Origin of the sequence: Psychrobacter glaciei (assembly GCF_014652895.1) — a bacterium.
Classification (GTDB): domain Bacteria; phylum Pseudomonadota; class Gammaproteobacteria; order Pseudomonadales; family Moraxellaceae; genus Psychrobacter; species Psychrobacter glaciei.
Map to the genome: position 1 here is coordinate 253,532 of NZ_BMZR01000004.1, position 13,894 is coordinate 267,425.

The 13,894-nt window shown below is 43.0% G+C and carries 9 protein-coding genes and 1 tRNA gene; all 10 read right to left on the reverse strand.

Features of this window, described 5'->3' with window-relative positions:
* Positions 1–151: 151 nt before the first annotated feature.
* Positions 152–4,369 (reverse strand): DNA-directed RNA polymerase subunit beta', encoded by a 4,218-nt coding sequence (gene rpoC, locus IE130_RS10945; RefSeq protein WP_010201712.1) that lies wholly within the window; start codon positions 4,367–4,369, stop codon positions 152–154.
* Positions 4,370–4,554: 185 nt separating this feature from the next.
* Entirely contained in the window at positions 4,555–8,673 is a 4,119-nt protein-coding gene (rpoB, locus tag IE130_RS10950; RefSeq protein WP_189585786.1) for a DNA-directed RNA polymerase subunit beta, read from the reverse strand.
* A gap of 812 nt (positions 8,674–9,485) precedes the next feature.
* Positions 9,486–9,857, reverse strand: a complete 372-nt coding sequence (rplL, locus tag IE130_RS10955; protein ID WP_010201714.1) for a 50S ribosomal protein L7/L12 — start codon at positions 9,855–9,857, stop codon at positions 9,486–9,488.
* Positions 9,858–9,983: 126 nt separating this feature from the next.
* Positions 9,984–10,511, reverse strand: a complete 528-nt coding sequence (gene rplJ / locus IE130_RS10960) for a 50S ribosomal protein L10 (protein WP_010201715.1) — start codon at positions 10,509–10,511, stop codon at positions 9,984–9,986.
* A gap of 432 nt (positions 10,512–10,943) precedes the next feature.
* Positions 10,944–11,645, reverse strand: coding sequence for a 50S ribosomal protein L1 (rplA, locus tag IE130_RS10965; RefSeq protein ID WP_010201716.1), 702 nt, complete (start codon positions 11,643–11,645; stop codon positions 10,944–10,946).
* A complete protein-coding gene (rplK, locus tag IE130_RS10970) occupies positions 11,646–12,077 on the reverse strand; it encodes a 50S ribosomal protein L11 (protein WP_010201717.1) in 432 nt (143 codons plus the stop codon).
* Positions 12,078–12,166: 89 nt separating this feature from the next.
* Positions 12,167–12,697 (reverse strand): transcription termination/antitermination protein NusG, encoded by a 531-nt coding sequence (gene nusG / locus IE130_RS10975; protein ID WP_010201718.1) that lies wholly within the window; start codon positions 12,695–12,697, stop codon positions 12,167–12,169.
* A gap of 57 nt (positions 12,698–12,754) precedes the next feature.
* Entirely contained in the window at positions 12,755–13,243 is a 489-nt protein-coding gene (gene secE, locus IE130_RS10980) for a preprotein translocase subunit SecE (protein WP_010201719.1), read from the reverse strand.
* A gap of 51 nt (positions 13,244–13,294) precedes the next feature.
* Positions 13,295–13,370, reverse strand: a tRNA-Trp gene (locus tag IE130_RS10985).
* Between the two features lie 315 nt (positions 13,371–13,685).
* A partial coding sequence (locus IE130_RS10990) for an EF-Tu C-terminal domain-related protein (protein WP_505909241.1) occupies positions 13,686–13,894 on the reverse strand: 209 nt, incomplete at its 5' end.

A 13,894-nucleotide genomic window follows, 5' to 3' on the forward strand; every position in this document is an offset into this window, starting at 1 on the left:
AGCGGCGCTATATTAAGACTTATCCGCTTACCAGATATAGCTCTTAGACCAATTTTCCTCACTACCTTACTAATTTGCAAACGTAAAAAAGCCAGCAACGTAGGCTGGCTTTTTTATTAAGTTAACAATGAATCAAAGATGTCTAATACTATTAGTTATCTTGGTTCAGCTCTTGTGCAAAGGCTTCATCAAAGCTAGCAAAGTCTTTACTATCAGTGCTAGCAGTCATATCAAACGCTGCATTGAGATCTTTGTCTTGTAGCTTTTGATCCGCTTTCTCTTTACGGGCTTTATGATAAGCAAGACCAGTACCAGCTGGAATCAAGCGACCAACGACGACGTTTTCTTTCAGACCACGTAGTTCATCGACTTTACCAGTAACGGCAGCAGCAGTTAGCACACGAGTCGTTTCCTGGAACGACGCTGCTGAGATAAAGCTTTCCGTTGCCAAGCTGGCTTTGGTGATACCTAGTAATTGACGCTCGAACTGTACTGGGAATTTATCTTCCGCTTCTAGTTTGGCATTCAACGCTTTGATATCAGCGTACTCGACCTGATCGCCTTTGAAGTGACTTGAATCGCCGCCATCGGTAATTTCAACTTTGCGCAGCATCTGACGAATAATAACTTCGATGTGCTTGTCGTTGATTTTTACACCCTGCAGACGATAAACGTCCTGTACTTCGTTAACGATATAATCAGCAAGTGCCGTTTGACCTTTTAGGCGCAAGATATCGTGTGGGTTTTGTGGACCATCAGCGATCACTTCACCACGGGCAACTGTCTCGTTTTCAAAGACGTTGATTTGACGCCATTTCGGGATCAGCTCTTCATGTACTTCACCATCTTCATTGGTGATAATAAAGCGGTTTTTACCTTTGGTCTCTTTACCAAAGCTCACCACACCTGACATTTCTGCCATGATGGCGTGATCTTTCGGGCGACGTGCTTCAAACAAATCAGCAACACGTGGTAGACCACCAGTAATATCTTTGGTACCTGAAGATGCTTGTGGTACACGGCCTAGGATCGAACCGGCTGCTACTTTTTCACCATCGCTCACACGAATGATGGTTTCAGCTGGTAAGAAGTAAACCACTTCTTTGCCTTCGTCTGTGTTCAAGATAATCGCAGGACGTAAATCTTTTGCTGAGCTTGAACGGTCACGAGTGGCTAGAATCTCAAACGAGCTCATACCAGTCGCATCATCAACCTTCACAGTCGCTGTTAGACCATCAGTAATATCACTGAAACGTGCTGTACCAGCAAATTCTGTGATGATAGGATGCGTGTGCGGATCCCATTTAGCGATGGTCTGGCCGCCTTCGACCTGATCTTCATCTTTCACAAGTACGCTAGAACCGTAAGGAACTTTATAGCGTTCACGCTCACGACCAAGCTCATCAGTCAACGCGATTTCAGCAGAACGCGATACGATGACTAAGTGACCATCGGTATGTTGAACGGTTTTCATGTTTTCGAAATGCGCTTGACCAGCATTACGTACAGAGATGCTGTTGTCTACAGAGGCTGAGCTTGCTGCCCCGCCCACGTGGAACGTACGCATGGTTAACTGAGTACCCGGCTCACCGATAGACTGAGCGGCCATAACACCGACTGATTCGCCGATATTCACTTTATGACCACGAGCAAGATCACGACCATAGCACTGTGAACAAACGCCATGCTCAACATTACAAGTAATAACTGAACGTACCCAGATATCATCGATCGCGTTTTCATCAAGCACATTGACCCAATGCTCATCGATCAACGTACCCGCTGGAATCAATATCTTATCAGCGTCATCATTGTAAGTGACATCACGCGCGGTCACACGACCAAGTACTAGCTCACCCAATTTCTCAATGATTTCGCCACCTTGAATATGTGGTTTCATGAGCAAGCCTTGCTCGGTACCACAGTCATCACTGGTGATAACCAAATCTTGTGCAACATCAACCAAACGACGAGTCAAATAACCCGAGTTAGCCGTTTTCAATGCCGTATCTGCTAGACCTTTACGTGCACCATGCGTAGAGATAAAGTACTGTAGTACCGTCAAACCTTCGCGGAAGTTGGCTTTAATCGGTGTCTCAATGATTGAACCATCCGGCTTAGCCATCAGGCCACGCATACCAGCCAACTGACGAATCTGTGCCGCACTACCACGAGCACCAGAATCTGACATGATAAAGATAGAGTTAAATGATTTCTGCTCTTCTTCTTCACCTTGCGCGTTGATGACTTTATCGGTCGCCAAGTTATCCATCATCGCTTTCGCGACTTTGTCATTGGTACGTGACCAGATGTCGACCACTTTGTTATAACGCTCACCAGCCGTCACAAAACCTTGCTCAAACTGATCTTCAATCTCGCGCACTTCGCCTTCAGCAACTTCAATAATTTGCTTTTTGCTCGGTGGAATAACCATGTCATCCAAACCAATAGACACACCAGACAGCGTTGCTTGCGCAAAACCTAAATACATCAATTGGTCAGCAAACATAACACTGTCTTTAACGCCTACTTTACGATAGCAAGAGTTGATCAAGCGTGAGATGTTTTTCTTCGTCATCTCTTGGTTACATTCATCAAACGTCATACCTTTAGGCATGATGTTCCAGATAAGTAAACGACCAGCAACCGTATCTTTGATACTGATTTCTTTGGTCTCGTTGCCTTCTTCATCGAAATGCGTTTCAGTCACACGAACTTTAATTTTCGCGTTTACATGCAAATCGTTTGAGCCAATCGCGCGCAATGCTTCATTGACGGTGGCAAAGATCATGCCTTCGCCTTTAGCATTCACTGATGAGCGGCTAATGTAGTACAAACCCAATACCACATCCTGTGACGGTACGATGATTGGATCGCCGTTCGCAGGTGACAAGATGTTGTTGGTCGACATCATCAAAGCACGTGACTCAAGCTGAGCTTCTAGCGTCAATGGCACGTGAACGGCCATTTGGTCACCATCAAAATCGGCGTTGAATGCAGTACATACGAGCGGATGCAATTGAATTGCTTTACCTTCGATTAGTACTGGCTCGAACGCTTGTAGACCCAAACGGTGAAGCGTTGGTGCACGGTTAAGAAGCACTGGATGCTCACGGATAACCATGGCCAGCATATCCCACACTTGCGGTTCTTCACGCTCAACCATTTTTTTGGCAGCTTTAATCGTCGTTGCCAAACCATGAGATAACAGTTTGTTATAAGTAAATGGCTTAAATAACTCAAGTGCCATTTTCTTCGGTAGACCACACTGATGTAGGCGTAGTGTTGGACCTACAACGATTACCGAACGACCAGAATAATCGACACGCTTACCAAGTAAGTTTTGACGGAAACGACCTTGCTTACCTTTGATCATATCTGCCAAAGATTTCAATGGACGCTTATTACTACCAGTAATCGCACGACCGCGACGACCGTTATCTAACAACGCATCGACTGACTCTTGCAACATACGTTTTTCGTTACGTACGATGATATCAGGGGCGCTCAGCTCAAGCAGACGCTTGAGACGGTTGTTACGGTTGATAACACGGCGATACAAATCATTCAAATCTGAAGTCGCAAAACGACCACCTTCTAGCGGTACTAGAGGACGTAAATCTGGTGGTAATACTGGCAAGATGGTCATAACCATCCATTCAGGTTTGTTATTAGAATCACGGAATGCTTCTAATAGCTTCAAACGCTTAGACATCTTTTTGAGCTTAGTTTCAGAACCCGTTTGCGGAATCGCTTCACGCAGCTCATCGATTTCTAAGTCTAAGTCGATATCTTTTAATAGGTCTTGTACCGCTTCTGCACCCATCTTGGCAGTGAATTCGTCGCCAAACTCTTCAAGCGCTCGGTAGTAGTCTTCATCGTCAAGCAATTGGTACTTCTCTAAAGAAGTCAGACCTGGCTCAGTAACGATATAGCTTTCAAAATATAGAACGCGCTCAATATCACGTAGCGTCATGTCTAGCAAAAGACCGATGCGGCTTGGTAATGATTTTAAGAACCAAATGTGCGCTACAGGACTGGCTAGGTCAATATGACCCATGCGATCGCGACGGACTTTGGCAGTAGTGACTTCAACACCACATTTTTCACAGATAACGCCTTGGAATTTACGGCGTTTATACTTACCACATAGACATTCAAAATCTTTTACTGGGCCAAAAATTTTGGCACAAAAAAGACCATCACGCTCAGGCTTAAACGTACGATAGTTAATGGTTTCAGGCTTTTTCACTTCACCATGCGACCATGACTTGATCACGTCAGGTGAGGCCAAAGTAATTTGAATGCTATCAAACTCTTGATTACCGTTGCCGGTAGGGCTTTGCATGATATCGAGTAAATCTTTCAAGTTGCTTCTCCGTTATCTTTATAATCATCTGACAGCGTACTATTAACGCGGATAAGATGAATGAAGGCAATGAATAGGGTTGAGATAAATGGCTAAAAGCAGCAGCAATTTAGCATACTGCTTTTAGCTAACCACTAAGGTTAATAACTGACTGTAATAATCTTAATTCAGTCAGCCAGCCATTCTTAATGGGTTTGTTTTAACTCAATGTTAATACCCAATGATTTGATTTCTTTGGTCAAGACGTTAAACGATTCAGGCATACCTGGATCCATATATTGCTCACCATCGACGATGTTTTTATACATACGGGTACGGCCTTCGACATCATCCGATTTCACTGTCAACATCTCTTGCAGCGTGTAAGTCGCGCCGTAAGCTTCTAGTGCCCATACTTCCATCTCACCGAAGCGCTGACCACCAAACTGTGCTTTACCACCAAGTGGCTGCTGCGTCACTAGTGAATAAGAACCAGTTGAACGTGCATGCATTTTGTCATCAACCAAATGGTTAAGCTTGAGCATATACATGTAGCCGACGGTTACTTGACGATCAAACTTCTGACCCGTACGACCATCATATAACGTCTGCTGACCGTTTCTGGCTAGACCAGCAAGCTCTAGCAAGTCTTTGACTTGATGCTCATGCGCACCATCAAATACTGCCGTGCCCATCGGTACACCGCCACGCAAGTTGTCTGATAGCGCCATGATGTCGTCATCACTCAAGCTATCTAGATCAACTTGTTCACCGCCTACTTTGTTATAGATTTGGTCTAAGAAATCACGTAAGTCTTTGATCGCGGCTTGTGCTTTGAGCATGCCGTCAATTTTCTCGCCCAAACCTTTTGCTGCCATACCCAAATGCGTCTCTAGCACCTGACCGATGTTCATACGAGACGGAACACCTAGTGGGTTCAGTACGATGTCAACGGTATTACCATTTTCGTCATAAGGCATGTCTTCAACCGGCATAATGCGCGATACAACACCTTTGTTACCATGACGACCAGCCATCTTATCACCAGGCTGAATACGACGCTTAACCGCTAGATATACCTTAACGATTTTTTGTACGCCATGTTGCAAGTCATCACCGGCAGTCAATTTGCGTTTTTTCTCAGCAAACTTCACATCGATGTCTTTTTGCTTATCAACTAAGTAATCAGCGATTTGCGTTAGACGCTCAGAGATTTCTTCTTCAACTGGCTGAATATCAAGCAAAGTCTCAAGGCTCATATCTTTCATATCAGCCAATGCCATCACTGTACCGGCCTTTAGACCTGAACCACCACTGACTTTTTGACCATCAAGCAAATTACCAATACGACCACGAGCGGCTTCTTCAAAGATACGTAGCTCTTCTTTTAAATCTTTACGATAGCTATCAAGCTGTGATTTTTCAATCGCTCTCGCACGTGCATCTTTTTCAACGCCATCACGGGTAAAGACTTGAACGTCAATAACCGTACCTTTGCTTGATGTTGGAACACGTAATGACGTGTCTTTAACATCAGCGGCTTTTTCACCAAAGATAGCCCGGAGGAGTTTCTCTTCTGGCGTTAGTTGTGTTTCACCTTTTGGCGTCACTTTACCAACCAAGATATCACCAGCGTCAACTTCAGCACCGATATAAACGATACCCGCTTCATCAAGGCTTGATAGAGCCGCTTCACCAACGTTTGGAATATCAGCAGTAATCTCTTCAGTACCTAGCTTGGTATCACGCGCCACACAGGTCAATTCTTGAATATGAATAGTGGTGAAACGATCTTCTTTTACCACTTTTTCAGATAACAAGATTGAATCTTCGAAGTTGTAACCATTCCACGGCATAAATGCGATGCGGATGTTCTGACCCAATGCCAACTCGCCAAGATCCGTTGAAGGACCATCAGCCAAGATATCACCTACAGCAATAGCATCGCCTTGGTTCACGATAATACGTTGGTTGATACAAGTGTTTTGGTTAGAACGCGTATATTTAACTAAGTTATAGATATCAATACCGGCTTCACCAGCAATCATCTCATCTTCATTTACACGAACCACAACACGTGAGGCATCAACGTCTTCGATCACACCACCACGCTTAGCGATGACACAAACACCAGAGTCACGAGCAACGTGACGCTCCATACCCGTACCTACTAACGGCTTATCAGCACGTAGCGTAGGAACAGCCTGACGCTGCATGTTCGAACCCATCAAGGCACGGTTAGCATCATCATGCTCTAGGAACGGAATCAAACCTGCTGCGACCGATACGACCTGACTTGGTGACACATCCATATGCGTCACTTTTTCTGGCGGCATGCGAACGAATTCACCATAGCTACGTACACTGACCATTTCATCAGATAACGCGCCTTCTGCGGTTACTGGTGAATCAGCCTGTGCAATGACCGTACCTACTTCTTCAATGGCGGATAGATATTCAATAACATCTGTGACTTTACCATCAACCACACGGCGATAAGGCGTTTCTAAGAAGCCAAAGCTGTTGGTTTTAGCGAATGTTGCCAATGAGTTGATAAGACCAATGTTTGGACCTTCAGGAGTCTCAATTGGGCATACACGGCCATAATGGGTATCATGTACGTCACGTACTTCAAAGCCTGCACGTTCACGAGTCAGACCACCGGGTCCTAATGCTGATACACGGCGCTTATGGGTAACTTCAGACAACGGGTTGTTCTGATCCATAAACTGTGACAACTGGCTTGAACCAAAGAACTCTTTAACCGCAGCCGCAACAGGCTTTGAGTTAATCAAATCTTGTGGTGACAAGTTATCAGATTCCGCTGAGCTTAAACGCTCTTTAACCGCACGCTCAACACGCACTAGACCAACACGGAATTGGTTTTCTGCCATTTCACCAACCGAACGAATACGGCGGTTACCTAGATGGTCAATATCATCGACTTCGCCGCGACCGTTACGAATTTCGATCAGCTCTTTTAGCACGTTAACGATATCGGCATTGGTCAATACGCTACGTTCGCGCTGGATATCTGGATCATCCGTGTTATCAAATTCTAAACCAAGACGACGGTTGAATTTCATACGACCAACATTTGATAGGTCATAACGATCAGCGTTAAAGAACATGCTATCAAATAGTTTTTCAGCAGTTTCGACCGTTGGTGGCTCACCTGGACGCATGACTTTATAGATTTCAATCAATGCTTCTTCACGGCTTGAAGTACTGTCAGCACGTAACGTATCGGCAATATAACTGCCTTGATCGATATCGTTGGTGAACAAGATGCTGAACTCTTTGATAGAGTCACTGGCTTCAAATGCGCTTAATTTAACCAATAATTCATGGTCAATTAATGTATTGGCTTTAGCGATGACTTCATCGTTAACGACGATATCCTCGGCCAAAATACGCTCATATAAGTATTCATCAGGGATAGAGATTTTGGTCATACCCGCTTCTTCAAGCTGACGGATACGACGGGCATTGATACGTTTGCCCTGCTCTACGATGACGTCACCTTCAGGTGATACGATATCGAACTGAGCCATCTCGCCGCGCAGACGATCTGCAACCAGATCAATCTCAAACTGCTCTTCACCTTTATAAACCGCTACTTTATCAAAGAAAAGATCTAAGATTTCAGCAGTGCTCAAGCCTAGGGCACGAAGGATAATAGATGCCAGTAATTTACGACGACGGTCAATACGAGCAAAGACTAGGTCTTTTGCATCAAATTCAAAATCAAGCCATGAACCACGGTAAGGGATGATACGGGCGTTATAAAGCACTTTACCACTTGAATGTGACTTGCCTTTATCATGATCAAAGAACACGCCAGGTGAGCGATGTAATTGCGATACGATAACACGCTCAGTACCATTGATAATAAAGGTACCGTTTTGGGTCATCAATGGGATTTCACCCATATAGACACTTTGCTCACGGATATCTTTGATTGCCGCTTTACTGTCTTTGTCTTTGCTGTCTTTATCTTTGATAATTAAGCGGATTTTGACACGCATTGGTGCTGCAAACGTTGAGCCACGTAAGATACACTCACGCTCATCAAACTCAGGATCGCCCAAATAATATTCAACGAATTGTAACTCAGCATTACCAGAGTGACTCTCAATTGGGAAAATAGAGGAATACGCAGCTTGCAGGCCACTATTCTCACGAGCTTTTGGCTTTTTATGCTCTTGCAAAAATTGCTCGTAGGAATCTACTTGAATAGACAGTAAATAGGGAATGTCCATCACAGTGGGCAATTCAGCAAAACTTTTGCGAATACGCTTTTTTTCAGTATAAGAATATGCCATCGAGAGTCCTTACAGTAAACGTGGAAACAAATTGAAAGCGTGGCCAGCATGCATCAATACTATTTGATATTAATATTATGCAAACTTGGCAACGTAAACGATAATATAAAACGGGTGTTAATACTCAGCTAGTGACTGTTTATCTATTCGTACAGGTGATACATTGGTATGTGCTTCATCAGTGCGCCACTATGACACTATCATTTAATGTTACAACTGCATTTAATCTTACAAATCAATCTAGTCTTATCATCGGTATCTAAGCCACTCTATATGATGGTTTAGACCGATAGTTTCAATATAAGCCAATCTATAATAAATTGATTTATAGGTTAATACTTACCAATACTCTTGAGAAGAAACAACTTCTATTAGGGTGATCCTAATCTACTTACCATCAAAACCAATGTCGTCGCTGATATATACCGTCTACGAGCCTACCTACTGACAGTAAAACCATGCTAAATGGATAACCTAAGATTAACAGCTTTTCAGAATTAATAATAATTGGGGTAACTATAACTTTTAGAATCAGTATAAACTATAGTATTACTGGGAAAGCATGCAGACACAAAAAAATGCCAAACATCTATGGACGTTTAGCTGATATTAACTGATTTCAAAAACTGGTATGTGTGCTTGCACTGTGTCTATTTGCATAGCTATCGTCTGTCCTTTTGATGGGTATCCACCGTGTTGTTGCATACGTATGTTGGCAGACACAAAAGGTCAAGCTACGAATTATAATAAAAAAAAGCTGGCAATGCAAGGCATTACCAGCTTTTTTTGTACAACACTAAGATAAGCTCAGCTTATTTTAGTTCAACAGTTGCACCAGCTTCTTCAAGTTTCTTTTTCAACTCTTCAGCTTCAGCTTTGTTAACGCCTTCTTTGATTGGAGCTGGAGCGCTTTCAACCAAATCTTTCGCTTCTTTCAAGCCAAGACCAGTAGCTTCACGTACGGCTTTAATAACGCCAACTTTCTTCTCGCCAAAGCTGGCAAGAACTACGTCAAACTCGTCTTTTTCTTCAGCAGCAGCAGCAGCAGGGCCAGCAGCAGCAGGTGCAGCAGCAACAGCAGCTGTTACGCCGAATTTTTCTTCCATGTCGCTGATTAACTCAACGATATCCATTACTGACATTTCAGCGATTGCGTTTAACACATCATCTTTAGATAGTGCCATGAGAACTCTCCGTTATCTGATAAAATTTAATTGATTTTAATATCGCTTTGATTGTTTGCCAAATGTTCAAATAGTGTTGGCAATAAAGTACAATCAGCGATGTCAAAGTTACGTTAAAACAAGCAATTAAGCAGCTTCTTTTGCGTCTTTGATTGCCGCTACAGTGCGAACGAACTTGCCAGGAACAGCGTTCATAGTCTGGACAAGCTTGGTCACTGGTGCATTCATAGTAGCCATCAAGATAGAGATTGCTTCGTCGCGAGTTGGTAGCTTCGATACGCGCTCTAGCTCTTCTGGACCATAAACAACACCACCGACTGATACTAATTTGGTCTCTAAAGCTTTGTTATCTTTGCTAAAGTCGAAAACGACTCGAGCGGCAGATCCCAAATCTTCCATAGAGAAAGCCAAAAGTAGTGGACCAGTCATACGGTCTGACATGCTCTCAAACTTAGTGCCTTCAAAAGCGCGTTTTGCTAGGGTATTTTTTACCACTTTCAAAATCACGCCTTTCTCACGGGCTTGTTCGCGCAGCTTAGTAAGCTTTGCAACACCAATACCGTGATATTCGGCAGCTACTGCTGAGTAAGCATTAGCAGCAACTTCAGACACTTCAGCCACAACTTGTTGTTTTTGCTCTAGCGTTAATGCCATAAGTTGACTCCTTTAATCTTATCAGTCTGCTCAGTATTTTAATTCTTAAAAATCGAAATTTTCAATTATTAAACAACTGAATTAGACTGACTTGATACGACACGTTATTCATAAATTCTATAAAAATAAAACCTACTCATAACGACTGATTACGGCACCGTTATCAGAATGACATCAAGTGATAGATTGAACTATCGGCTCTTATCAACAACTGGGTGGATCACCGTCTGCGTAGGACAACTAAGATTTTCATCAGTAGTCGATTAAAAAAAGCAGCTTGTTATCATATTTAACCATTCGAAAATTGCTATCTATGACACTAAACCACTCTCTACCTACGGTCTTAGACAGCGTAGCATATGCTACGCTGACCTAATTTTTTAGAATTGGTTTGTACGCATTATTCAAAATATTTGAAGAGTGAATACTTAATTATTTAGCAGTGCGATAAGGAACAGCATCAATAGTGATACCTGGACCCATAGTGCTAGACAAGGTAATTTTCTTAATGAAAGTACCTTTAGACGTAGCAGGTTTAGCACGTTTTAGATCTGTGATTAGTGCTTCAGCATTTTGAATAACTTGCTCAGCAGTGAAACCAACTTGACCAATAGTAGTATGAATGATACCAGCTTTGTCTACACGATACTGTGCTTGACCAGCTTTAGCATTTTTCACAGCTTCAGCAACGTTAGGCGTTACCGTACCAACTTTTGGGTTAGGCATTAGGCCACGTGGACCTAAGATAGTACCTAACTGACCAACAACACGCATTGCATCAGGAGCAGCAATAACGATATCAAAGTCCATGTTGCCAGCTTTGATTTGTTCTGCTAGGTCTTCAAAACCAACGATGTCAGCACCAGCTTCTTTGGCGGCTTCAGCAGCAGCACCTTGAGCAAATACAGCAACGCGTTTGGTTTTACCAGTACCAGCAGGTAGGTTGGTAGCGCCACGAACGACTTGATCAGATTTACGTGGGTCAACGCCCAAGTTTACTGCGATGTCGATAGACTCTTTGAATTTTAATGCTGGCAAATCGTTTAAGATTTGAACCGCTTCTTCAATTGTGTATAACTTTTCGTTTTCTACACGCTCAGCGATTAACTTTTGACGCTTAGTAAGTTTACTCATTTACACACCCTCCACGGTAATACCCATTGAACGTGCAGTACCAGCGATGGTACGAACAGCAGCATCAAGATCAGCAGCAGTTAAATCTGCATCTTTAGTCTTAACGATATCTTCTAATTGTGCACGGTCAACTTTACCGACTTTAGCGGTGTTTGGCGTACCAGAACCTTTAGCGATACCAGCAGCCTTACGTAGTAAGTATGCAGCCGGTGGCGACTTCATGATAAAGGTAAAAGACTTATCGCTATATACAGTGATCTCAGTAGGAATCGGTAGACCCGGCTCTTGGTTTGAGGTTGCAGCGTTAAATTCTTTACAGAATGCCATGATGTTCACGCCTTTTTGACCCAATGCTGGACCAATCGGTGGTGAAGGATTTGCTTTGCCTGCAGGCACTTGCAGTTTGATGTAACCATCAATCTTCTTAGCCATGATACTCTCCTAAATGGGTAATAGCGCCAAATCAACGTGGTATAAACCTTATTGACTAACAGCTCCCCGGTTGATGAATTTTTACGGGTTTAGTCTAGTTTCTCAACTTTACTAAACTCAAGCTCGACCTGAGTCGGTCGATTAAATACGTTTACCGTTAAATGTAGTTTAGACTTTTCATAATCCACTTTTTCAACCAACCCTTTAAAGTCAGTAAATGGACCATCGATAACCAACAACTCTTCGCCTGGCTCAAACAGAGTCTTAGGACGTGGGTCAGTTTCAGTCTGATTCAAACGGTTTAAAATACGATCTGCTTCTACTTGGGTAATTGGCGCTGGCGTTTCAGGTGTACCACCGATGAAACCCATAATACGTGGACAGTCTTTGACGATGTGCCAAGTGTTGTCGTTCATTTCCATTTGGATCAATACATAGCCTGGAAAGAATTTACGCTCGCTTTTACGCTTTTTGCCGTCTTTCATTTCGACGACTTCTTCAGTAGGAACCAATACGTCACCGAATGATTCAGCGAAGTCACTACGATTAATACGATCAGTTAATGAACGCTGTACTTGCTTTTCATATCCTGAAAACGCTTGGACAATATACCAACGCATGTCACGCTCCTAATCGTTATAAGTAAATTTTGGGTTAATACTCACTAATACGTGCTATTAACCAATAAAGAGGCCAACGAACCAGTTGAAGAAATTATCTAATAACCAAACTAGAAATCCAACAATGGCAATCATCACAAGAACTTGCCAAGTATACTGAAAAGTCTCGTCTTTGCCTGGCCATGTCACGCGGCGTAATTCAACGGCAGCATCTTTTAACAATATTTTAAAAGCGCGACCCTGATGCGTTAATGCTAAACAGACTAAAGCAAATACAATAAGGGCAACGATAATACCAATACGTATCCAGACATCATTGGCAGGCTGCCAATAGCCAGGTAAATATTGATTAACTAACGTCGCCCCAATTAAAACTGCTGCGGCAAGTAGCCACAGAATCACATCTTTCATTGAGCCAGTTTTAGCAACTTCAACAGCCGTCGTTTGATTGCCTGCTGAGATGTGCTGACCTTTAGACAGCATTCCACCAGCACCCGCCTTGGCATCAGATAACTTATTCTCGAGGTTATCTTGATTATTGCTCATAAAGAACTCGCTTCGGAGATGGTGAGGTGTAACAAAGATGTGATAAGAAGATGGCAGGCGATGTAGGACTCGAACCTACAACCCTCGGTTTTGGAGACCGATGCTCTACCAATTGAGCCAATCGCCTATGGGTGTAAAGGACAGCATTATACAATATTGAGCATAGAATGCAAGCCTTTAGCGTTAAAATTGTATATTTTAGCTAATTTCTCTAATCAACAAACGCTCTTTTCATAAAAAATGCTTCGTAAGAAGCAGCGTTAATATAACAAGACAAGCGCTATATTACAATAGGAGACATAGCAGATATGGCATTCAATTTAAATCTCTCTAAGAATTCTAAAACAACATTCTGCCACCCAAAAAAAAGCCACCCTCAATAAAGAGAGCGGCTTTTCACGAACTGCTTAACGACTATCAGATTACTCTGATAGGTTAATGCTTAGTTCAATACGTTAGCAACAACACCAGCGCCTACAGTACGGCCGCCTTCACGAATAGCGAAGCGAAGACCTTTGTCCATAGCGATTGGGTGGATAAGCTCTACGCCCATCTCAACGTTATCACCAGGCATAACCATTTCAGTACCATCTTGTAATTGGATTGCGCCAGTTACGTCAGTAGTACGGAAGTAGAACTGTGGACGATAGC